General features: G+C 73.0%; 16 protein-coding genes and 1 riboswitch. Of the genes, 8 read left to right on the forward strand and 8 right to left on the reverse strand.

All coding sequences use genetic code 11. The features are described from left to right. Positions 1-177: 177 nt before the first annotated feature. Entirely contained in the window at positions 178-1,578 is a 1,401-nt protein-coding gene (locus V6U90_RS19195; RefSeq protein WP_334438246.1) for an FAD-binding oxidoreductase, read from the forward strand. Between the two features lie 52 nt (positions 1,579-1,630). Here the strand turns inward: V6U90_RS19195 and V6U90_RS19200 are convergent, their stop codons facing one another. Then, on the reverse strand, positions 1,631-3,445 hold the full coding sequence (locus V6U90_RS19200) for a glycerol-3-phosphate dehydrogenase/oxidase (protein ID WP_334438379.1): 1,815 nt from the start codon (positions 3,443-3,445) through the stop codon (positions 1,631-1,633). A 195-nt stretch (positions 3,446-3,640) separates the two neighbouring features. Between V6U90_RS19200 and V6U90_RS19205 the strand changes: the two genes are divergently transcribed. From V6U90_RS19205 to V6U90_RS19215, 3 genes are all read left to right on the forward strand, one after another. Beyond that, positions 3,641-6,142 carry a S8 family serine peptidase gene (locus tag V6U90_RS19205; RefSeq protein ID WP_334438249.1) on the forward strand — a complete coding sequence of 834 codons (2,502 nt, stop codon included), beginning with the start codon at positions 3,641-3,643 and terminating at the stop codon, positions 6,140-6,142. A gap of 109 nt (positions 6,143-6,251) precedes the next feature. Then, positions 6,252-7,178, forward strand: a complete 927-nt coding sequence (locus V6U90_RS19210) for a GNAT family N-acetyltransferase (RefSeq protein WP_334438251.1) — start codon at positions 6,252-6,254, stop codon at positions 7,176-7,178. A 126-nt stretch (positions 7,179-7,304) separates the two neighbouring features. Beyond that, complete coding sequence (locus tag V6U90_RS19215) at positions 7,305-7,589, forward strand: hypothetical protein (protein WP_334438254.1); 285 nt, start codon at positions 7,305-7,307, stop codon at positions 7,587-7,589. Between the two features lie 121 nt (positions 7,590-7,710). On the opposite strand, the gene groL is transcribed toward V6U90_RS19215, so the two are convergent. Then, positions 7,711-9,333: a chaperonin GroEL gene (gene groL, locus V6U90_RS19220; protein ID WP_334438256.1), complete on the reverse strand. Its 1,623-nt coding sequence runs from the start codon at positions 9,331-9,333 to the stop codon at positions 7,711-7,713. A gap of 912 nt (positions 9,334-10,245) precedes the next feature. Then, positions 10,246-10,449 carry a cold-shock protein gene (locus tag V6U90_RS19225; protein ID WP_089018748.1) on the reverse strand — a complete coding sequence of 68 codons (204 nt, stop codon included), beginning with the start codon at positions 10,447-10,449 and terminating at the stop codon, positions 10,246-10,248. 304 nt (positions 10,450-10,753) lie between these two features. Here V6U90_RS19225 and V6U90_RS19230 point away from each other — a divergent pair, with 304 nt between their 5' ends. Then, positions 10,754-11,290, forward strand: a complete 537-nt coding sequence (locus tag V6U90_RS19230; RefSeq protein WP_334438261.1) for a GNAT family N-acetyltransferase — start codon at positions 10,754-10,756, stop codon at positions 11,288-11,290. A gap of 52 nt (positions 11,291-11,342) precedes the next feature. Here the strand turns inward: V6U90_RS19230 and paaN are convergent, their stop codons facing one another. Further along, on the reverse strand, positions 11,343-13,016 hold the full coding sequence (gene paaN / locus V6U90_RS19235; RefSeq protein ID WP_334438264.1) for a phenylacetic acid degradation protein PaaN: 1,674 nt from the start codon (positions 13,014-13,016) through the stop codon (positions 11,343-11,345). A gap of 111 nt (positions 13,017-13,127) precedes the next feature. Here paaN and V6U90_RS19240 point away from each other — a divergent pair, with 111 nt between their 5' ends. Continuing rightward, positions 13,128-13,661 (forward strand): hypothetical protein, encoded by a 534-nt coding sequence (locus V6U90_RS19240; RefSeq protein ID WP_334438267.1) that lies wholly within the window; start codon positions 13,128-13,130, stop codon positions 13,659-13,661. Between the two features lie 134 nt (positions 13,662-13,795). On the opposite strand, the gene thrC is transcribed toward V6U90_RS19240, so the two are convergent. The 4 genes from thrC to V6U90_RS19260 all read right to left on the reverse strand — a co-directional run bounded on the left by thrC (position 13,796) and on the right by V6U90_RS19260 (position 20,544). Beyond that, on the reverse strand, positions 13,796-15,085 hold the full coding sequence (gene thrC / locus V6U90_RS19245) for a threonine synthase (protein ID WP_334438270.1): 1,290 nt from the start codon (positions 15,083-15,085) through the stop codon (positions 13,796-13,798). 11 nt (positions 15,086-15,096) lie between these two features. Next, positions 15,097-15,230, reverse strand: a riboswitch (SAM riboswitch). A gap of 177 nt (positions 15,231-15,407) precedes the next feature. Beyond that, on the reverse strand, positions 15,408-16,586 hold the full coding sequence (locus V6U90_RS19250) for a DUF4352 domain-containing protein (RefSeq protein WP_334438272.1): 1,179 nt from the start codon (positions 16,584-16,586) through the stop codon (positions 15,408-15,410). 200 nt (positions 16,587-16,786) lie between these two features. Continuing rightward, positions 16,787-17,686, reverse strand: a complete 900-nt coding sequence (locus V6U90_RS19255; RefSeq protein ID WP_334438274.1) for an ABC transporter permease subunit — start codon at positions 17,684-17,686, stop codon at positions 16,787-16,789. Beyond that, positions 17,686-20,544, reverse strand: coding sequence for an alpha/beta fold hydrolase (locus tag V6U90_RS19260; protein WP_334438276.1), 2,859 nt, complete (start codon positions 20,542-20,544; stop codon positions 17,686-17,688). Before V6U90_RS19260 ends, V6U90_RS19255 begins: the two co-directional genes overlap by 1 nt. A gap of 163 nt (positions 20,545-20,707) precedes the next feature. On the opposite strand from V6U90_RS19260, the gene V6U90_RS19265 reads away from it, so the two are divergent. Further along, on the forward strand, positions 20,708-21,178 hold the full coding sequence (locus V6U90_RS19265; protein ID WP_334438278.1) for a hypothetical protein: 471 nt from the start codon (positions 20,708-20,710) through the stop codon (positions 21,176-21,178). Positions 21,179-21,203: 25 nt separating this feature from the next. Further along, on the forward strand, positions 21,204-23,465 hold the full coding sequence (locus tag V6U90_RS19270) for an AAA family ATPase (protein WP_334438281.1): 2,262 nt from the start codon (positions 21,204-21,206) through the stop codon (positions 23,463-23,465). Positions 23,466-23,468: the final 3 nt, after the last annotated feature.

The following is a 23,468-nucleotide window of genomic DNA, read 5'->3' on the forward strand; positions in this document are numbered from 1 at the left end:
CGCTGCCGATCCCGCGCGTCGGCGTACCGCTCGCCGGGGCGCCCCGGCGGATCGGTTGACGCGTCACGGCCTGCGGACATGGGCCGGACTACCCGCCGTACCCGGGGTGAATCCTCCGGATCGGGACGGATCGGCCGGCCTGGTCGCCCCGACTGAGCCGGGTCTAGCCTCGGCGTCATGGCCGCCACCCCGATCCTCGCCGACCTGCGTGCCGCCCTCGGCGACGCCGCCGTGATCATCGACCCGGACCTGATCCGGGGTTACCGCCGCGATGAGGCGGACCTCTGCGCCGCCGGTACCCCGCTGGTGGTGACCCGGCCGCGCAGCACCGCCGAGGTGGTCGCGGTGGTCCGGGCAGCAGCCCGGTACGGCGTACCGGTGGTGCCGCAGGGCGCGCGGACCGGCCTGGCCGGCGCGGCCAACGCGGTCGACGGCGCGGTGGTGATCTCCCTGACCGCGATGGACCGGATCCTGGAGATCGACCCGGTGAGCCGGATCGCCGTGGTGCAGCCCGGGGTGGTCAACGCCGCGCTCGCCGCCGAGGTGGCGAAGCAGGGGCTGCGCTACCCGCCGGACCCGGGTTCCTGGGAGTCGTCGACCATCGGCGGCAACGTGGCCACCAACGCGGGTGGGATGTGCTGCGTCAAGTACGGCGTGACCACCGAGTACGTCCTCGGCCTGGAGGTGGTGCTCGCCTCCGGCGAGGTGCTGCGCACCGGCCGGCGTACCGCCAAGGGGGTCGCCGGGTACGACCTGACCCGCCTCTTCGTCGGCTCCGAGGGCACCCTCGGGGTGATCACCGAGATCACCGTGGCGCTGCGGCCCGCCCCGGAGGAGTCACTGACCCTGGTCGCGGTCTTCCCGTCCACCGCCACGGCCGGCTCGGCGGTGGCCGGGATCGCCGCCCGGGGTCTCACCCCGAGCCTGCTCGAACTGCTCGACCGGACCCATCTGCGGGCGATCGAGGCGTACCAGCCGATGGGGTTGCGGACCGACGCGGCGGCGCTGCTGCTCGCGGCGGCGGACACCGGCAGCCGGGCGGCGGACGATCTCGCCCTGATCGCGGCGGCGTGCGAGGCGGCCGGCGCCGACGAGGTCTACGCGGCCACCGACGCGGTCGAGGCCGCCGCCCTGTTGCAGGCCCGCCGGCTGGCCCACCCGGCGATGGAACGCTTCGCCGCGCAGACCTACCCGGACGGCAACGGCGGCCTGGTCATCGACGACGTCGCGGTACCGCGCGGTGCGCTGGCCGCCCTGCTGGACGGGGTGGCCCGGGTCGCCGAGCGCTGCGAGATCCCGATCGGGGTGGTCGGGCACGCCGGGGACGGCAACATGCACCCGAACATCGTGGTCGACCGGGCCGACCCGGCCAACCTGGACCGGGGCCGCCGGGCCTTCGACGAGATCATGGAACTGGGCCTGTCGCTCGGTGGCACCTGCACCGGCGAGCACGGGGTGGGGCTGCTCAAGCGGGAGTGGCTGGCCCGGGAGATCGGCCCGGTGGGGGTCCGGGTGCACCAGGCGATCAAGGCGGCACTCGACCCGACCAACCTGTTCAACCCCGGCAAGGTGCTCTAGCCCGCGGCGCTGCCGTTCAGCCGGCTGCACCTCGACCGCCGGGCGGGACGGGTCAGTGGCTGGAGGGCAGCGGCGTACTTCCCGGCTCGACACCCCGGTCGGCGGCGAGCCCGCGCACGTCCGGTACGCCGAGCCGGGCCGCGTCCGCCGCGATGTCGTCCGGCATCTGCTCCGACTGGCGTTCCGCCTCGACCCGCGCCCGGTAGTGCTCCACCTCCCGGGCCCGGGTCACCGCGTCCCAGCCGAGCACCGCGCCCATCAGCTCGGCGGCGTGCCCGGCCGACTCGGCACCCCGGTGGGCGGTCTCGAACGAGATCCGCATCCGACGGGTGAGCACGTCGTCCAGGTGCAGCGCCCCCTCGGCGCGGGCCGCGTACGTCACCTCGGCGGCAAGGTACTCCGGGGCGCCGACCAGCGGCGCGGCCTGCAACGGGTCCGCCGCGATCAGGGCGAGCAGTTCCAGGGTCAGGTTGCCGTACCGTTCCAGCAGATGCTCCACCACCCCGACCGGCATCCCGTGCCGGCGGGCCAGGTCGGCCCGGTCCCGCCACAGCGCCGCGTACCCGTCGGCGCCGAGCAGCGGCAGGTCGGCGGTTCGGGACGGGCGTCCCCCACCGAGCCGGCGGACCGCCCGGTCCACCACGTCGGAGGCCATCACCCGGTACGTCGTGTACTTGCCACCCGCCACCAGCAGCAGCCCGAGCATCGGCTCGACCACGGCGTGCTCACGGGACAGTTTCGAGGTGGAGTCCGAGTCTCCGGAGAGCAGTGGCCGGAGCCCGGCGTACACCCCCTCGATGTCGGCGGTGGTCAGCGGCCGGTCGAGCACCGCGTTGACCTGCGCGAGCAGGTATTCGATGTCCCGCGCGGACGCTGCCGGGTGGGACCGGTCGAGCTGCCAGTCGGTGTCCGTGGTGCCGATGATCCAGTGCCCGCCCCACGGGATGACGAAGAGCACCGACGTGGCGGTACGCAGGATCAGCCCGGTCTCCCCGGTGATCGCCGAGCGGGGCACCACCAGGTGCACCCCCTTGGAGGCGCGCACCCGCAGCCCGGGGCGGAGCCCCACGTCGTTGAGCATCCGCGACATGTCGTCGCTCCACACGCCGGTCGCGGCGATCACCGTGCGGGCGCGTACCTCGAACTCGGCGTCCGGGGAGCCGGCGGGCGCCTCCAGGTCCCGCACCCGGACCCCGGTCACCTCGCGGGCCTGGCGGAGCAGCCCGACCGCCCGGGCACTGTTCACCACGGTCGCGCCGAGGCTGGCGGCCGTCCGGGCCAGGGTCACCACCAGCCGGGCGTCGTCGACCTGCCCGTCGTGGTAGCGGATCGCGCCGGACACCGCGTCGGAGCGCAGGCTCGGGAAGACCCGCCGGGCCCCCTCGCGGGTCAGGTGCCGGTGCAGCGGCATCCCCCGGCCGCCGCCGAAGACACCGGCGAAGACGTCGTACATGGCGACGCCCGCCCCGTAGTAGGAACGCCGCCAGAACCGGCCGGGTACCGCGCGCACCCCGTCACCGGCCGGCAGCGGCACCAGGATCGGCACCGGTCGGACCAGGTGCGGTGCGAGCCGGGTGGCGAGCAGCCCACGCTCGGTGAGCGCCTCGTGGACCAGCCCGAACTCCAACTGCTCGAGGTAGCGCAGCCCGCCGTGGATCAGTTTGCTGGACCGGCTGGACGTGCCGGCCGCGTAGTCGCGCGCCTCGACCAGCGCGACCTTCAACCCCCGGGAGGCAGCGTCCAGGGCGGCCCCCGCCCCGGTCACCCCGCCTCCGATGATCAGTACGTCGAAGCGCTCGGCCCGCAACCGGCGCAGGTCGGCTGCGCGCCGGGCCGGGGAGAGCTGACCGGCGATGGCTCGGGACACATTCGGGTCACGCACGTGTCCACGGTAACCGCCACCCCGCCCCTCTTGCCGATCATGGAGTTGTGGTGCCCCATAAATGCCGTACATGGCACTAAATCCCCCACCATAAGTCCATGATCGACGGGCGGTGGAGCCTCCCAGCCGGTACGGGTGCACACGACGCCCGGGCCGGCGCTGCGCCGTACTGTGCTCACCATGCAACCCGGTCCCTCCGACGTACCGCCGCCTCCGCCTCCACCGGGGCCGCCGGGACCACCGGGGCTGCCGGCCGGGCCGGCGCCGACCCGCGCCCACCCCCTCCTGGTGGTGGCCACCGCGCTGCTCGGCTGCTGGACGGTGGCGGTGACCATCGGCGCCCAGGGGTACAGCTGGCTGTTCGAGCAGAGCCTGCTCATCTCCGGGCAGGACCCCACGCAGTGGCAGGGGCCACCGACCGACGCACTCAACACGGTGCTGGTCGCGTTCCCCGCCGGGCTGCTGGCGGTGCTGCCCCGGTCCGCCGGGATCCGCGCCGCCGGCCGGGTGTGGTTCACCGGGGCGCTGCTGCTCGCCGCACTCGACGCGCTACGGGCCGTACCGGTCGGACAGCACGAGCTGTACCTGGCCGCGCTGACCGCCACCGCCGCCCTGGCCACCCTGGTGCTGCACCTGCTGGCCGCCCGACGCCGGGGCGGTGGGGCCGACGGCCGGGGCGGTGGGGCCGATGGCCGGGGCGGCGCGGTCACCGGGGCCGCCGACAGTCGGAGCCGGGTACGGCTGCTCGCCATCGCCGCCGGATCGCTGCTGGTGCTGCCCTGGGCCCTGATCGGTGCGCTCGGTGGCGTGCTGGAGACCCTGCTGGCCGTCCTCGCCGCCGTGGCCCTCGGCAACCTGGCCTCGGCCCTGCTCAACCGGTCGTTCTGGGCCGGGTACGGTCTGCCGGCCGGCGTGTCCCGCCCCCGCCCGGTACGGCTGGTGGTGCTCGGTGGGCTGGTCGCCGGGGTGGCCCTGCTGCTCCTGGCCGCCGGCAGCGGGCAGAGCGGCACACAGCTCGCCGCCCTGCTGATCGTCCCGCCCACCGCCTTCACCATCGCCGCGCTCCACCAGCTCTCCGCCACCACCGTCGGCCCGGCCGGCGGTACCCCGGTCCGCTGGGTCACCGGGCTGGCTCTGCTCGGGCCGCTCGCCTTCGTGGACCCGGAGGAGATCACACTGGTGCTGGCCGCCAGCCGGGACGTGCCGTACTGGACGGTTGTGGCCACCGTCGGCGGGCTCCTCGGCGCGCTGCTGCTCGGCCTCGGGACCGGGATCACCGCCGGCCGGGCCACCGCCCGGCTCCCCCGCCGGGGCACGGCGATGGTCCTCGCGCTCAGCACCGTACTCGTCACCGGCGCCGGGTACCTCGGCCCCGGCCAGCCCGGAGTGCACGGCGAACGGCTCTTCGTGGTCCTCACCGAACAGGCCGACCTGACCGCCATCGCCGGCCACCGCCCCGGGCAGCTCGACCGGGACACCCGGGCCGCCGAGGTGTACCGGCGGCTCGTCGAAACCGCCCGGCGCACCCAGGCCGACCTGCGCCGCGACCTGGACCGGCTACACCTGTCGTACACGCCGTACTACCTGGTGAACGCGGTGGAGGTCGCCGGCGGGCCGGAGGTGCGCGCCTGGCTGGCCCGGCGGCCGGAGGTGGCCCGGGTACTGGTCGGTCAGCGGGTACGCCCGCTGCCCGCCCCGGCGCCCACCAGCCGGGGCGACGCCGACGCACCGACCACCCCACCCTGGAACCTGACGATGATCGGCGCGCCCCGGGTCTGGTCCGAACTCGGGGTGACCGGCGCCGGAATTACCGTGGGCGGCTCCGACTCGGGCGTCGACGCGGCCCATCCGGCCCTGACCGCCGGATTCCGGGGCGGCGACGACTCCTGGTACGACCCGTGGGAGACGACCCGGACACCGGGCGACCGGAACGGGCACGGCACCCACACCCTGGCCAGCGCGGTCGGTGGGCGCAACGTCGGGGTGGCGCCCGGCGCCCGCTGGACCGGCTGCGTCAACCTGGACCGCAACCTCGGTAACCCGGCCCACTACCTGGACTGCCTCCAGTTCATGCTGGCCCCGTTCCCGGCCGGCGGGGATCCGTTCACCGACGGCCGCCCGCAGCGGGCCCCGCACGTCCTGACCAACTCGTGGGGCTGCCCGCCGATCGAGGGCTGCGACGACGACGTGCTGCGCCCGGCCACCGCCGCGCTGGACGCGGCCGGCATCTTCGTGGTGGTCGCCGCAGGCAACACCGGACCGGACTGCGGGTCGGTTGACGCCCCGCCCGCGATCTACGGTGACGTCCTCGCCGTCGGCGCGATCGACGCCGCCCGCCAGGTGGCCGGCTTCTCCAGCCGGGGACCGACCGCGTCCGGGGCGACCAAACCGGACCTGGTGGCGCCCGGCGCGGACATCCTCTCCGCCATGCCGGGTGGCGGATACGCCGTCCAGAGCGGCACCTCGATGGCCACCCCGCACGTGGCCGGGGTGGTCGCCCTGATGTGGTCGGCCAATCCGAAGCTGATCGGGGATCTGCAGACCACCCGACGACTCCTGCGGGAGACCGCCTACCCGGTGACGCCGCCCTCGGGCGCTGACGCGTGCGGTACGCCGGAGGAGAGTCGCGGCGCCGGCCTGGTCGACGCGTACGCCGCCGTCCGCGCCGCCCGTGCGGGGTAAGGGTGTTTGCAAGGGCCCCCGCTTATCGCTTTCGGTATAGGAAGGGCCCCTTATTAACAGGGAAGCGTTGCTTCCCGTCGGATCTGCTCATGGCCTATGGTCGGCGACCATGGACCCGGAGATCACCTTCAGCGAGCTGACCGACGACCAGATGCCGGCGGTGACCGCCCTCTGCACCGACGCACTCGACCTGGCGGAGGACGCCGCCGAGGCCGGGGCGATCCTGACCACGCTCCGGGTACGCGCCGTCGCCGACCGGCCGGTGGTCGGCTTCGTCGCGCGGCGGGGCGGTACGCCCGTCGGCCTGGTGATCGGCTCGATCTCCCGTCGGAAGGCGGGTCTGGGCCACGTCGACCTGATCGCCGTCGCGCCGGACAGTCGACGGCGAGGGGTGGGGCGCAGCCTGCTGGTACGCATCGAGCAGGCGCTCGCCGGCCTCGGCGCCACCGAGGTGCTCCTCGCCGGCAACCCGCCCCACTACGCCTGGCCCGGCATCGACGTGCGCTACACCCCGGCGATCTGCACCGCACTCGCTCTCGGGTACCGGCAGGACCGCAAGGCGTGGAACATGACCGCCGACCTGTCGTACCCCGAATCGCCAGCCCTGCGGTCGACGGAGGCGGCGGAGACCCGACTGGCCGGCCAGGGCGTGGTAGTCCGGCGGGCCGAGCCGGCGGACCTACCGGCGCTGACCCGGTTCGCCCGGGAGACCTTCGGCGGGAGCTGGGACGGCGAGTTGGCCAACTCGGTCGATCGGGCGGACGCCGGCTGCCACCTCGCCCTGCGCGGCGGGGAGATCATCGGCTTCGCCGCTTACGGCTCGTCCCGGCCGAGCTGGTTCGGACCGATGGGTACGGCACCGTCTGCGGAGGGCTCCGGAATCGGTGGCGTCCTGTTGCGGCGCTGCCTGGCCGACCAGCGGGCCGGCGGGCACGACCGGGCACAGATCAGCTGGGTCGGCCCGGTGCCCTTCTACTCGGGTAGTGCCGGGGCGCGGATCGAGCGCGTCTTCTTCCTCTACCGCAAGACGCTCTGAAACGTTCGGTCGGGCCGCAATCTGGAAAAACCGGGGTCGCCAAAGAATCGGTACGGGGAACGTTTACCCCTCTTTCCGTCACGCGAGCCGCGGACACCTCCTACCGTCTGGGTGAGGGAGGCAGTCATGGCTGTTGACAAATCCGACGATCTCCGGCCGGCCGGATGGACACCGATCACCGAGTTGCCCGGTGGAGGCCTTTTCGACCGGCTCGACTTCGGTGACGCGACCCGCCACGCGGAATGTGAGGACGCCGACCACTCCTGGCCGGACGGGGCGCTGGTACTGGCGGACGCCGATTCGTCCGGGACGGACGAGCCACTGCAACTCGTGGACGCACCGGTCGAGGTCGGTCCACCAGCGACCGGTCGGCGCCGGGGAAACCGCAGCGGGGCCGGCCAGCGGAACTGACCGCAGCAGGCGGACCGGACGCACCCTCGCCCCGGCGAGGCTCTGGCCACCGGTGCGCCAAAAAGGAACGGGGCGGACCGCTTGCGCGGTCCGCCCCGTTCGGGGCGTTACTGACGTGGACTCAGAAGTCCATGTCCCCGCCGCCCGGGCCAGCCGGGGCAGCCGGGGTCTTCTCCGGCTTGTCCGCCACCACAGCCTCGGTGGTGAGGAACAGGGCCGCGATCGAGGCCGCGTTCTGCAGCGCCGAGCGGGTCACCTTGGCCGGGTCGATGATGCCGGCCTTGAGCAGGTCGACGTACTCACCGTTGGCGGCGTTGAGGCCGTGGCCCGCCTCCAGGTTGCGGACCCGCTCGACGACGACGCCACCCTCCAGGCCGGCGTTGACGGCGATCTGCCGCAGCGGAGCGTCCAGCGCGAGCCGGACGATCTGCACACCGGTCGCCTCGTCGCCCACCAGGTCCAGCTTGTCGAACGCGGTCTTGCCGGCCTGCACCAGCGCGACACCACCACCCGGGACGATGCCCTCCTCGACGGCGGCCTTCGCGTTGCGGACGGCGTCCTCGATGCGGTGCTTGCGCTCCTTGAGCTCGACCTCGGTGGCCGCGCCGACCTTGATGACGGCGACGCCACCGGCCAGCTTGGCCAGGCGCTCCTGGAGCTTCTCCCGGTCGTAGTCCGAGTCGCTCTTGTCGATCTCGGCCCGGATCTGGTTGACCCGGCCCTGGATCTGCTCGGCGTCACCGGAACCGTCGACGATGGTGGTCTCGTCCTTGGTCACCACGACCTTGCGGGCGCGGCCCAGCATGTCGAGGCCGGCGGCGTCCAGCTTGAGGCCGACCTCCTCGCTGATGACCTGACCACCGGTGAGGATGGCGATGTCGGCCAGCATGGCCTTGCGGCGGTCACCGAAGCCCGGCGCCTTGACGGCGACCGACTTGAAGGTGCCCCGGACCTTGTTGACGACCAGGGTGGCCAGGGCCTCGCCCTCGACGTCCTCGGCCAGGATCACCAGCGGCTTGCCGGACTGCATGACCTTCTCAAGGATGGGCAGCAGGTCCTTGACCGAGGAGATCTTGCTGTTGACGATCAGGATGTACGGGTCGTCGAAGACGGCCTCCATACGCTCCGGGTCGGTCATGAAGTACGCGGAGATGTAGCCCTTGTCGAAGCGCATACCCTCGGTGAGCTCCAGCTCCAGCCCGAAGGTGTTGCTCTCCTCGACCGTGATGACGCCTTCCTTGCCGACCTTGTCCATCGCCTCAGCGATGATCTCGCCGACGGTGTTGTCACCGGCGGAGATGGAGGCGGTGGAGGCGATCTGCTCCTTGGTCTCGACGTCCTTGGCGAGCTTGGACAGCTCCTCCGAGACGGCGGCGACAGCGGCCTCGATGCCCCGCTTCAGGGCCATCGGGTTCGCACCGGCGGCGACGTTGCGCAGGCCCTCGCGGACGAGCGCCTGGGCCAGAACGGTCGCGGTCGTCGTACCGTCACCGGCGACGTCGTCGGTCTTCTTCGCGACCTCCTTGACCAGCTCGGCGCCGATCTTCTCGTAGGGGTCCTCGAGCTCGATCTCCTTGGCGATGCTCACACCATCGTTGGTGATGGTGGGGGCGCCCCACTTCTTCTCGAGCACGACGTTGCGGCCCTTCGGGCCGAGCGTCACCTTCACGGCGTCAGCGAGCTGGTTCATGCCCCGCTCGAGGCCGCGGCGCGCCTCTTCATCGAACGCGATCATCTTGGCCATACGGCGTTGTCCTCCTGGACACTCACGGGCCACCCGAGTGTGTGCCCCGGATGGGCCGCCTGATTACGCACCTTCGGACGTCACTACCTGGCGACAATGACGTCCGTCGGCCGGGCCGGACAGCCCGCGACGACCGGCCATGTGCCGGGCACCGTCACCGGTGCCACGGCCGTGGCCCTACCGCCCCGACCATTGGCACTCGCACACCGCGAGTGCCAATGACTTGTTTAGCACTCTCCCCTGCCGAGTGCAAGCACGACCGGCCCGACCGGCCCGTTCGGCGACGACCGCAGGAGGCCCGGAGAGTCGGGGAGGAGCCACCCGCCAGAGACGCGGGGCGGCGCGGTTTCCGCACGTCGAGGGAGATCACGCTTCCCACACCGCATGTCGGCCACGCTTCCCGTACGTCCGGGAAGGGCCGGGCAGAGAATCCGGGAACGGGCAGGGCCGGGCAACCGCCGTAGGGCGCCACGGGCAACGGCAGGCCACCACGCGGGCAGCCTCACGGACGACCAGGTCGTCGGGCATGCCGGACACGACCGGAGACCGACCGGGGTACGGGCGGAGCGGGCCAGCGGCCCGGCGGGAAGGAGCAGCGGGCGGGGAGTGGTGGAGCCCCGTCACGATCGACCGGACCCGGTACCGGATCCGTGGTAGCGCGGGTACTTCCTCGGCAGGACGGCACATTCGACGGGACCGGTTCGCTGGGCGGTCGAGCCCGCACCCGACTTGGTTTACAACCCGGACCCGGTCACGTCGTTGCGGAGACCACGACCGACGGGTGCGACCGCCGGTCGACCGGTACGGTCAGCCGCCGCAGTCGGGAAACCTCCCGCGGCCGGCTGCCACGTCGTACCCCTCTCACGACCGACGTCGTGGTCGGGAAGCCTCGGCGCGGACGCCGAGGGCGCCTCAGGCGATGACGCGAACCCGCTCCGCCTGCGGGCCCTTCTGGCCCTGCGCAATGTCGAACTCGACCCGCTGCCCGTCGTCGAGTGCCTTGTAGCCGTCCATCTCGATCGCGGAGAAGTGGACGAAAACGTCCTGACCGCCGTCGACCGCGATGAAGCCGTAACCTTTTTCGCTGTTGAACCACTTCACGGTGCCCTGTGCCACGGTGCACTTCCTCACTTCGATGGTGCTGGCTGTACGACGACCTCCGGTCGCCACCGGAGGCATCGGGACCACTCGCGGAACCCACCGTCGGGCCCACGAAAATGGCTGACCGAAATCGCACGCTACACGAGGTGTGACGACGGCGCACTACCCCAAACCGGACACACTTCAGCCGTCTCCGACACCAATACACATCGGCGAGCGTCGTTGGGTGTAGGGAGGCCCGCCTATGTCGGCGTACCCACCGACGACACGCTGGTCATTCCGGTTGCCACCGGCCTGCCGGGTGGGATAGGCATCCCCGGTGGAGCAACTGAGGACCGGGGTACCGGTCACACCGACCACCGTCGAGGTACGCCGGATCCGACCGACCGACGCCGCGCGGATGCGGGCGCTGCGCCTGGAGATGCTCGCCGACGCGCCGCTGGCCTTCCTCGAGACCCTCGCGGACGCTGCGGCCCGCCCGCACGCGGACTACGTCGCCCGGATCACGCAGACCTCGACGGGCTGCGGCACCGCACAGTTCGTCGCCGATCCCGGTGGTCGACTCGTCGGCTCGGCCGGCGGTTTCGCCCCGGCCGACGACCCGTCGACCACTCTGATCTTCGGCGTGTACGTCACGCCCTCCTGGCGGGGTGCCGGGGTGCTCGGTCGCCTGATCGACGCGATAGCCGTGTGGTCGCGGGAGTGCGGCCGGCCGGAGCTGATGCTGGAGGTCGTGGTCGGCAACGACCGGGCCCTGCGGGCGTACCAGCGGCTGGGCTTCGTCGACACCGGAGAACGGGTCCCGCACCCGGTGATTCCGGCGCTGACCGAGCTGCGGATGCGCCGACCGTGTTAATAGGGGCCCCTTCCTCTACCGAATGCGATAAGAAGGGGCCCTTCCTTACATCTCAGCTGTGGCGGCGGCTCTGCACCACCCGGAACCGGTTGGCGACGTACGCCCCGTCGGTCAGCGCCGCGTTCGCCGCCGCGTTCGCCCCGCTGCCGTGGAAGTCGGAGAAGGCCGCCGACTGGTTCACGAAGACGGCACCGGTCAGGTTGCAGGACAGGTGCACCCCGACCTCGATCGCAGCCGCCTCGGCCGCGTCGAGCACCTTCTCGTCGGTGGAGTAGACCGCGGCGGTCAACGCGCCACGCTGCCCCACGGTGGCACGGAAGATCTCCAGGCTGTGCGCGGTCGAGTCGGTGCCGACGGCGAACGAGATCGGCCCGAACCACTCCCGGCCGTAGGTGGCCACGTCGGCGGCACCGAGCTTGACGATGGTCGGGGTCCGTACCACCGCACCGGGGTAGGTGGGGTGCTCCAGCGGCTGCGAGGGGAGCACCGCGTCCCCGACCCGGGCGACCTCGTCGAGCCGGGCGAGCACACCGTCGTTGACGATCGCACCGGTCAGCTCGACGGCCCGCGCCGGGTCGCCGGTGAGCTTCGCGACCACGCCGGCGATCCCGGCGGTCACCTCGTCGAAGCTCTTCTGCCCCTGGTCGGTGGCGATACCGGCCGACGGGATCAGGATGTTCTGCGGGGTGGTGCACATCTGGCCGCTGTAGAGGACCAGGGAGAAGCCGATGTTGCGGCACATCCCGGTGAAGTCGTCGGTGGAGTCCACGATGATCGTGTTGACCCCGGCCTTCTCGGTGTAGACCGACGCCTGCCGGGCGTGCGCCTCCAGCCAGTCGCCGTACTCGGTGGACCCGGTGAAGTCGACGATCTTCACGGCCCGGTGCAGGGCCAGGTCGGAGGCGAGCTTCTCGCCGGGCGCCTCGGCGGCGAGCAGCACCAGGTTGGGGTCGAAGCCGGCCTCGGCGAGCACCTCGCGGGCGTACCTCACGGTGATGGCGAGCGGCAGCACCGCACGCGGGTGCGGTTTGACGACGACCGGGTTACCGGTGGCCAGCGAGGCGAACAGCCCCGGGTACGAATTCCAGGTCGGGAAGGTGTTGCAGCCGATGACGAGGGCCACGCCGCGCGGTACCACGTGGAACGTCTTGGTCATCCGCAGCGGCTCGCCCTTGCCGGCCGGCTTCTCCCACTCGGCCGTCCCCGGGTGCCGGGTCATCTCCGCGTACGCGTACGCGAGCGCCTCCAGCGCCCGGTCGAGGGCGTGCGCCCCGCCGGCCTGGAACGCCATCACGAAGGCCTGCCCGCTGGTGGCGTGCACCGCGTTGGCCAGCTCGAAGACGTGCGCGTGCAGCCGGGCGAGGATCTCCAGGCACACCCCGAGCCGGGTCTGCGGGCCGGCGTCCCGCCAGGCGGGCAGGGCGGCGCTCGCGGCGGCCACCAGGGTGTCGGCGTCGGCGTGCGGGTACCGCACGGCCAGGTCGATGCCGAACGGGCTGGCCTCGGTGGACACCCGGTCGTCGCCGCCGGGCTGGTCGAGGGGGAAGTCGGTGCCGAGGTACGCCCGGAATGCGGCCTCGCCCTCGCTCGCGGCGGTCTCGCCGTACACCCGGGGGCTGGGTGACTCGGGATAGGCGGACCAGTACCCCCGCTCCGTGATCGCGGTCAGCGCCCGGGCGAGGGTGTCGGCGTGCTTGGCGTACAGGGGATGCGGGGTCTCCGTCATGCCCGTCATCATGCCGCAGCCGCCGGGCCGGGGGTAAGAGCCGCCGGGCCGGGCCGAGGCAGCGGCGGCGCCCGGGTGGCCGGCCCGGCCAAGTCGTCGCACGCTGGAGGTATGCGACCGTCGCTGCGCAGCACCGCCACCTGGCTCAACGGCACCACCCTGGTCGGGCTCGCGCTCGCCCGCCTGGCGCGGGCCACCGACCGGCGTCGGCTGCCGGGCGGGGTGCTGGTCGCCGGTGGGTACCGGCTGCCGTGGCCGGGACAGGACTGCCTGACCGTGGGCTCGGTGATCCTCAGCCGCCGGCCGGCGGGCTGGCTGCTGCACCCGGACCGGGCCGATCTGCTCGGCCACGAGATCCGGCACATCGGGCAGTACGCGCTGCTCGGCCCGCTGTTCTGGCCGGCCTACTGGCTGGCCTGTGCCTGGTCGTACGCGCTGACCGGCACCTACGGGTGCCGCAACGTCTTCGAGTGCCGGGCCGGGCTGGCCGCCGGTGGCTACCCGACCAACGCGCGACTGCGACCGTGGGCGACCCGGCTGCGCCGGGTGGTCAACCGACGATCGCGGACCACAACGACCGGGGCGGACGAGAGGGAATTTGGTCGGGGGGACGATCGCACAGCGCCTCCGGCGCTGGGTCGTTAGAACCAAGGTCTACGGCGAAACGACCCCCCGCACCGAGCATCTTGCGTCGTCGGGTAACTGACGTCAAGTCCTTACCGGGCGATTTTTCGCCACCTGTGGCAATCTTTCAGCTACCCGACGTGACGAAACGATGCTCAGCCGAGCAGGCCCGCATCCCGGGCGGCGCGCAGCGAGGGCTTGATCCGGTGGGTGGGCCCGACCTGGGTGGCCACCGCGTCCAGGGTCTTCAGACCCTCGCCGGTGTTGAACACGACCGTCTCGGCGTCCGGGTCGAGCTTCCCGGCGGCAACCAGCTTGCGCAGCACCGCGACGGTCACCCCGCCGGCGGTCTCGGCGAAGACCCCCGTCGTACGCGCCAGCAGCCGGATCGCGTCGCGGATCTCGTCGTCGTCGGCGTAATCCATCCAGCCGCCGGTACGACGCACCGCCTCCAGGGCGTACAGCCCGGCGGCCGGGTCGCCGATGTTGAGCGACTTCGCGATGCCGGTCGGCTTGACCGGGGTGATGGTGTCCGTGCCGCCGTGCAGCGCGGTGGCGATCGGCTTGCAGCCGGCCGACTGGGCGCCGAACACCTTCCAGCCGTTGGCCGGCGCCTCGACCAGGCCGATCTCCACCAGCTCGCTGAACGCCTTGTCGATCTTGGTGAGCAGCTCACCGCTGGCCATCGGGATGACCACCTGCTCGGGGATCCGCCAGCCGAGCTGCTCGGCCACCTCGTACCCGAGGGTCTTGGACCCCTCCGCGTAGTACGGGCGCACGTTGACGTTGACGAACGCGGTGTCCTCGAACTCGTCGGTCTCCACCAGTTCGCCGCAGAGCCGGTTCACGTCGTCGTACGAGCCGTCGATGGCGACCAGTTCCCCGCCGTACACGGCGGTGGTGACCACCTTGCCCTGCTCCAGGTCACCGGGGATGAAGACGATCGACGGCACCCCGGCCCGGGCGGCGTGGGCAGCGACCGAGTTGGCCAGGTTGCCGGTGGAGGCGCAGGCGAAGCGGGTGAAACCGAGCCCCCGGGCGGCGGTGAGGGCCACCGAGACCACCCGGTCCTTGAACGAGTGGGTCGGGTTGGCGCTGTCGTCCTTGACCCAGAGCGGCGCCCGGATGCCGAGTTCGGCAGCGAGCCACGGCGCGGCGACCAGTGGGGTCAGCCCCGGGTCCAGGGTCACCCGGGTGGCCGGGTCCTGACCGGCCGGCAGCAGGCCGGCGTACCGCCAGATGCTCTGCGGACCGGCCTCGATCTCGGCCCGGGTGACCTTCGCCAGAGCGGCGCTGTCGTAGTCGACCTCCAGCGGGCCGAAACACTCGTAGCAGGCGTGCTGCGCGGCGAGCGGGTACCGGGCGCCACAGGCACGACAGACCAGGGCACGGGCCGGGCCGGTGGCGGTGGGCTGGGCGGGGATCGCGTCGACGGTCGACGTCATGTCGAGGGGTCCTCTCATCTTTCCCCGCATCGCACCGTGCGGCGGGGACGGATTTGGCACCTGCCTCGCGCCGCTCGTCATCGAGCGTGCGGGGTGGTTGCCGGGGCGTCGTCGGGCCGTATCCCTCAGCCCCTCTGGATGAGGTATTCAGTTGTGCCGTGGAGTCTACGGGCGTCCGGCCAGCCAGCGGGAGCTGTGTCCCAGGTTGTGAGCTGCCCCGCATCAGCCGGCGGAATGCAGCAGGATCGGGCGCCCCGGTTGCCCGGGGCATCCCGATCCTGTCGCCAGCGGTCGGATCGACCGACCGTTCAGGAAGGTCGGATCAACCGACCTTCCAGGAGCCCCGGGCGTTGCCGCCGAGCAGTTCCGTGTAGACGATCTGCCCCTTGGCCGACTTCACGTCGAAGACCACGGTACCGCTGCGCTTCGTACCGGCAGCCAGGTCGATGCCGCTGGACAGCGCGGTGCCGCAGCCGGCGAAGATGCCGCCGATACCGTTCTCCTCGGTGCCGGAGGAGTCCACGAAGTTGAAGTAGAGCGGGTTGATGGACCCCTCGCCCTTCACCACCTCGACCGTCACGTCGGCCACCAGGTAGGTGCCGTTGTCCGGCTCCGGGGCGTACGACCGGCAGCCGGTCTTCCGGGTGGTCACCTTCTGCACGGTCACCCGCAGCTCGTCCCCGTCGGTGCTGGTGAGGATCAGGGTGTCCCCGATCGCCATGTTCTCGGTCTCGTCGTCGGTCGTGGGTGGCGAGGTGTCGGTGCCCCGGGTCGGGGCGGTGGTCGGCAACCCGGGCTGGGCCGGCGGCGAGTAGGAGATGCCGGGGTCCTCGGTCTCGTCGCCGGCCGCGACCAGCGCGACGATGCCGCCGCCGCAGCAGAGCACGAGCAGCACCCCGACCACGGCCAGGACGATCACCAGCGTGTTGCTCTTCTTCGGCGGAGCGACCGGCATCATCGGCATCCCGACCCCCGGACCGTAAGCCGGCCCGGCCGGTGGTGGCGGGACGAACCCGCCGGAGGACGGCGCATACGGCGCGCCCGACGACGGGGTGTACGGCGCTCCGGAGGACGGCGCGTACGGCGCGCCCGACGACGGGGTGTACGGCGCGCCCGAGGACGGACCGGGCGGCGGGTACGGCGCACCGGAGGTCGGGCCGTAGGGCGCGGCCGGTGGCGGCGGGGCGTAGCCGCCACCGGGCGGGGCGTACGGGTCACCGGACGGCGGGGCGTAGCTGCCACCCGGCGGGGCGTACGGGTCACCGGACGGCGGACCGTAGCCGCCCGGCGGTGTGTACGGGTCACCGCCGCCCGGCTGCGGGTTCCACACCGCCGTGGGTGGCGGGGTGTTGTACGGGTCGCTCGGCGGGACGTACGGGTCGACCGGTGGGCCGTACCCGGGCGACGGGGCGGACGCGCCGCTGCCGGCCGGGGCCGGCGGCTCGTACTGCGGTGACTGGCCAGCCGGGTCCGGTGAGGATGGCGGCGGCTCGTAACTCAAGGGGTGACTCCTTGCTCAGGCAATCTGGCAACCGGGCAAACGATGTCAGACCCTGTCCACCCACGCCTCACCCTTGTCGCCGGGATGACTCTACGAACGGAGCGGATCGCGGGGAGGAACCCCGGACCGGGGCGGGCCGGCCGGATCGGCGGCGCTGGCGTAACGCGCGATGTCAAAAACGCCGAATGCCGGCCACCGGGTCAGCTGGTCACGTCCTTGCGGGTGAACCGCCAGAACGCCAGCCCCCAGAAGAGGGTCGCGTAGCAGATAGCCGAGATGCAGCCCCGGACCACGCCGTCGGTCTGCACCGGGGTGGAGAGCAGCCCCAGCCAGGCGTTGGCGTAGTGGGTCGGCAGGAAGGCACGCAGCGCCCCGAGCGCGGTGATCTGGTCCAGGATGCTGGACAGGATCCAGAGCAGGACCGCACCGCCGACCGCGCCGAGCGCGGCGTCCGTGGTCACCGAGAGCAGGAACGCCAGCCCGGCCACCACCAGGAGTACGACCGCCAGGTAGCCGAGCACCGCGAGCAGCCGCAGCAGCCCCTCCCCGGCCGGGATCTGCGCCGCCACCGTGCTGCGCAGCGGCGACCAGCCGTAGCGCAGCGTCCCGGCGAGCAGGGCGGTACCGGCCAGCAACAGCAGGGCCAGCGCCGAGTAGGTCAGCGCGACCAGCAGCTTGACCGCCAGTAGCCGGGCCCGGGGTACCGGCACGGCCAGCAGGTAACGCAGGCTCCCCCAGCTCGCCTCACTGGCCACGGTGTCCCCGCAGAACAGGGCCACCACCACGACCAGCAGGAACGACGCGGAGACGAAGATCGAGAAGAGGGTGAAGTTGAGCCCGCCGGAGGTGGCCAGGTCGATCAGGCTGGCGAACTCGCCCCCACCGTTGTCGTCGTCGTCTCCGGTGTCGAACTGGAACGAGATCAGAATGATCAACGGGAGCAGGACCATGAAACCCAGCGCGAGCTGGGTACGGCGCCGGGACGCCTGCCGGCGGAACTCGGCGAGGAACGGCAGGGTCGCCGACGGGCGGTAACCCGACGCGGCCCCGGCGGCGCTGGCCCCACCGGGCCGCTCGGCCGACTGCAACGAACCGGACATCAACGGTCCCCACTTCCGCGAGAGTTCTCCCCGACCAGGGCGAGGAACGCGTCCTCCAGGCGACGCCGGGGCACCACCCGGTCGACCCCGACACCGGCCCGGACCAGTTCGGCCACCACCTCACTGCGGGCGGTGCCGTTGGTGTCCACCACCAGCCCACCGTCGCCGTCGGGCAGCACCCGTACGCCGGTCAACCGGTCCAGCACGGCCCGGGCCGCCTGCGGGTCGCTGACGTCGAACAGCACGCTCGGCGACTCGCCGACGATCTCCTCGACCGGGCCGGAGGCCACGATCCGGCCCTTGTTGACCACCACCGCGTGGGTGCAGGTCTGCTCCACCTCGGCCAGCAGGTGACTGGAGACCAGCACCGCCCGCCCGTCGGTGGCGTACCGCTGGAGGACCCGGCGCATCTCGGCGATCTGCGGCGGGTCGAGCCCGTCGGTCGGTTCGTCGAGCACCAGTAGTTCGGGCAGGCCGAGCATGGCCTGCGCGATGGCCAGCCGCTGCCGCATGCCGTGGCTGTAGTTCCTTGTCCGGCGGTGCACCGAGGCACCCAGCCCGGCGATCTCCAGCGCCTGCTCGAAGTGCGCGTCCGCCTCCGGCCGGCCGGTGGCCCGCCAGTACGCCTTCAGGTTCTCCAGACCGGACAGGTGCGGCAGGAAGCCCGGCCCCTCGACCAGGGCACCGATCCGGGAGAGCACCGGGGAGCCCGGCACCAGCCGGTGCCCGAAGACGTAGATCTCCCCGGCGGTGGGCTGGGTCAGCCCCATCAGCACCCGCAGGGTGGTGGTCTTACCGGCACCGTTCGGGCCGAGCAGACCGACCACCTGTCCCGGGTACACCTCGAAGTCGACGTTGGAGACCGCGACGAAGCCGTCGGCGTACTCCTTACGGAGGTTACGGACCGCGAGCGGGATGCCGGCGTACTGCGGATGCACCGAGGTGTCGTGGCGGCGGTGCCGGCGGCGGACCACGGCGACGACCACGACGAGCCCGACCATGATGGCGGCGAGCAACCCGACCAGCACCCAGCGCCAGACCGCCGCCGAGGTGGCGATCGGCTCGCCGTCGACGGTGGGCAGGGTGACCGGCCCGCCGCCCGGGGCGACGGTGTAGACGGTCGGCTCGGCCGGGGTGGCGTACCCCTGGTCGGAGGTGGCCACCACGATCCGCAGCCGGTGCCCGGCCTCGATCCGCCGGACGATCGCCGGCAGGGTCACCGTGACCGGCTGGGCGGTGGCGACGTCGGCCGGCAGCCCGGTCAGCCGGACCGGGGCGACCAGCCCGTCGGGCAGGGTCGCCGCGCCCTCCGGGTTGACGTCGTAGAGCTTGACGAACAGCACCGCCGCACCGGTCGGGGACGCCGCCCGGATCCGGACGGTCGGCGAGCCGACCACGTCCACCGCCTCCGGTAGCGGCGCGGACTCGAAGCGGGCGTGCTGGCCGGGCAGGTCCCCGGCGACACCGGAGAGGAAGGACGAGAGCGCCCCGGCGAACGGTACCGAGGAGATCGCGGCGGGGTTCCCGTTCGGCGGGTTCGCGATCGACTGGACCGGGCCGGTCACCTCGACGGAACGGCGGGCGGTGCCGCCGGTGCCGGGGTAGTCCGCGACGCGGTAGCCGGTGGCCACCAGGCCCCGGTCCAGGGCGTCGAACCCGGTCGTCCGGGACCAGGTGAAACTCCGTTCCGGCACGTCGCCCTCGCCCCGGACGTAGTGGTCGAGCCACTGCGCGGTGAGAAACTTCAGCCGGTCCGAGTCGGTACGCGGACCCTTCCCGCCGTCATGCCCGCCCGTGTACCAGGCGACCCGGACCGGGGTGCCGTTCGCGGCGATGCCCCGGGCGTTGGCATCCGCCTCGGCGAGCGGGAAGAGGGTGTCCGCGGTGCCCTGCACCAGCAGGGTGGGTGCCTTGATCCGGCCCAGTACGCCGGCCGGGCTGGACCGGCCCAGCCGGGCGACGGCCTCCGGGTCGGCCCGGCCGGTGGTGGCGATCCGTAGGTACGCGGCGCAGACGTCGGGGGCGAACCGGCCGCAGGACGGGTCGGCGGCGAAAGCCGGGCCGCCATCCGGTCCGGTGCCCGGCCCCGCACCGGGTGCCGGGCTCGGCGGTCCCGCCGAAACCGGGGCGCCCTCCTCGTTGCCGGTCGCCCCGGCCAGGCCGGCCGGACCGCTGCCGGCACTGCCGCCGTTGCCGAAGAAGATGCCGGCCCAGCCCTTCTTGAACACCCCGTCGACCGGGGACCTCCCGCTCGACTCGGGTAGCAGGGCACCGGCCAGGTCGTGCCAGGTGATCATCGGGACGATCGCGTCGACCCGCTGGTCCTGGGCGGCCAGCAGCAGGGCCAGCGCGCCGCCGTACGAGCCGCCGACCACCCCGACCCGGGGGTCACCGGCGGCGTCGGTGCGCACCTCCGGCCGGGCGGCGAGCCAGTCCAGCAGCCGCTGCGCGTCCCGCACCTCGTGGTCCGGGTCGTCCAGGTGGATCTGACCACCGCTGCGGCCGAAGCCACGGGCCGTGTACGCCAGCACCGCGTAACCCAGCCCGGCCAGGTCCTCGGCGTCGGCGCGGACCGACTCCTTCGACCCGCCGAAGCCGTGCGCCAGCAGCACCGCCGGTACCTTCCGGCCGGCGGACGCCCCGTCGGGCAGGTAGAACGTGGTGTCCAGGGCCACCGGCTCGGCCCCCGCCGGGCCGGACAGCACGGTGAGCACGCGCGACTCGGTGCGGAAGTTCTGCTGGTCGGGCCAGACCGCCCAGACGACCGCGCCGGCGAGTAGCGCGGTCACCGCGGTGGCGGCGACGACCCGGCGCCGGGTCAGGGCACGGCGCAACCGCGCCGGCAGGGGGGAAGGCATGAGATCAACCGTACGACCCGGAAGCTGTGGGTTGCCTGAGATCACCGTTCCCCTGGCACGGTGAATCATGTACCCCTGCCAGGTTCCCTCGGGCATCGGTAATCATGTAACCCCTGCCAGTTGGCACCGGTACCGGCTGGACCGTCGGGAGATGAGGTGTGTCGTGAGGGGTGAGCTGGACGAGGCGCTGGCCCGGATGGCCCGCCGGGAGGAGTTGCTGCGGCGCCGGTCGGCGTCGGGTGAGGGCCAGAACGCCGCACCACCGGGCGGGGACCCGGTGGCGGAGGTGACCGAGGCGGTCCGGCGGGTGGTGGCGGCCCACCCGGGACTGTCGGTCCACCTCGACGTCGCGCACGGCGGCGCGGCCCGACACCTGCGGATCGCCTGGTCGGACGGGACGGTGACGGTGACCGCCGGCACGTCGGCGGAACAGCCGCAGCGCGGCCCGGTCACCCGGGTCGACGAGCCGGCCGGCAGCCCCCCACCCGCCTGGCCGCTGCCGGTCACCCCGTTCCCGGCCGGGTCCGTCGACACCGACGGGCTCAGCGACGACCCGGAGGCGCGGCTGGCCGAACTGCTCCGGCGCAACCCGACGCTGCTGGAGAACCTGCGCCGCAGCGGCGACCCGTCCTGACGCCCGTGCCGGTTACTCTCGCCCGGTGGCGGAATCCGATCTGACGCTCACGCTCACGGCGACTCTCCGGCCGGCGGCACTCGACGGACGGCGGGGCATCGTCCGGCTGCACCCCGAGGTGCTCACCGCGCTCGGTCTGCGCCCCGGTGACCCGGTCCGGCTGACCGGGCGGCGAGTCACCGCCGGGATCGCCGCCCGGGCCGACGCCGGGGCCAGCACCGCCCTGCTCTACGCCGACGACCTGCTCCTGGGCAACCTGGGGGTACGTGACGGGGCGCAGATCGGGATCGCCCCGCTCGCGGTGGCCGGCGCCCGGCGGGTCACGCTGACCGGGCCGGTGGAGATCGTCGCCGCCGTGTCGCCGGAGATGCTGCGCCTGGCCCTGCTCGGCAAGATGGTCACCACCGGGGACGACGTCTCCCTGCTGCCGCAGGACGTGCTCCCCGACGCGGCGGTCCGTTCGCTGGTCGCAGCGGCCCGGCGCAGCCTGGCCAACACCGTCGGGTACGCCTGGACGAGCGCCCTGCTCACCGTGGTCGACGCCGACCCGGCCGGTGGGGCCCTGGTCACCATGGACACCGTGGTCGGCTGGGAGCACGGGGCGGCCACCCGGGGCGACACGGATGCCGGCGCAGACCGGTCCGCACCGGCGGCGCGGGCCGGCACGGCGGCCAGCGGACCGGACGCAGCCACCGGACCGGACGCGGCCAACGGACCGGAGGCGCCGAGCGTGGACGAACTGCCCGGCCTGCGTGCCCAGGCACGGGAGCTGACCGAGCTGCTCGACCTGGGCTTCCACCACCGGGAGGTGCTGGACCGGCTCGGCACCGCCGTCGCGCTCGGCGTACTGGTCACCGGGCCGGCCGGGTCCGGCAAGGCCGCCCTGGTCCGCGCGGTCGCCGCTGCGGTCCAGGCCCGGGTCGAGGCGGTCTGGGCGCCCGAGTTGGCCGCGCTGACCAACGACGCGGCGGCCCGGCGACTGCGCGAGGCCGCCGCCTCGGTCCGCACGGGCGGGCCGGCGGTGCTGCTGGTCACCGACGTGGAGGCGCTCGTCCCGGTCGAGCAGCCCGGACCGTTGGCCACCGTGTTCCGGCAGGTCGTCGCCGAGACGGTACGGGCCGGCGGGGCGGTGGTCGCCACCACGGGCCGGCCCGAGACGGTCGACCCGGCGCTGCGCTCGCCGGACCTGCTGCCGGTGCAGATCGCGGTACCGCTGCCGGACTCAGCGCTGCGGCAGGAGCAGTTGACCGTGCTGACCCGGCGTACCCCGCTGGCCGAGGACGTCCGGCTCGACGAGATCGCCGGGCGTACCCCCGGGTTCGTCGCCGCCGACCTGGCCGCGCTGGTCCGCGAGGCCGGGGTACGCGCCGCGCTGCGGCAGAAGTCCGCCGAGGCGCCGACGGTGGCGATGGCCGACTTCACCGCCGCGCTGGAGGTGGTCCGGCCCACCTCGATGGCCGCGTCCACCCTGGAGCTGGCCACGGTGACCCTGGCGGACGTGGGTGACCTGGTCGAGGTGAAGCAGACACTGACCGAGTCGGTGCTGTGGCCGTTGAACTACCCGGACACCTTCGCCCGGCTCGGCGTGAAACCGCCACGCGGGGTACTGCTCTACGGCCCGCCGGGCTGTGGGAAGACGTACCTGGTCACCGCGCTGGCCGGGACCGGCCGGGCCAACGTGCTCTCGGTCAAGGGTGCCGAGCTGCTGTCGAAGTGGGTCGGTGAGAGCGAACGCGCGGTCCGGGAACTGTTCCGCCGGGCCCGCGAGGCCGCCCCGACGCTGGTCTTCCTCGACGAGGTGGACGCCCTCGCCCCGGTACGCGGCCAGGCCACCGACGGGGGTACCACCGACCGGGTGGTGGCCGCGCTGCTCACCGAGCTGGACGGGGTGGAGGACCTGCGCAACGTGGTGGTGGTCGGGGCGACCAACCGGCCCGATCTGGTCGACCCGGCGCTGCTCCGGCCGGGGCGGCTGGAACGGCTGGTCTACGTACCCCCACCGGACGCCGCCGGCCGGGTGGAGATCCTGAAGGCGGCGGCCCGTCAGGTCCCGCTCGCCGAGGACGTGGACCTGGCCGGGCTGGCGGAGTCGCTGGACGGCTTCTCGGCGGCGGACTGTGCCGCACTGATCCGGGAGGCGGCCCTGGCCGCGATGCGGGAGTCCATGGCGGCGGCCACGGTCACCGGCGCCCACCTGGCGACCGCCCGGGGCCGGGTCCGTCCGTCGCTGGATCCGACGCAGGTGGCCTGGCTGGCCGCGTACGCCGAACAGCACGCCCCGCGCTGACCG

This window comes from Micromonospora sp. CPCC 206060, from assembly GCF_036906895.1.
Lineage (GTDB): Bacteria > Actinomycetota > Actinomycetes > Mycobacteriales > Micromonosporaceae > Micromonospora.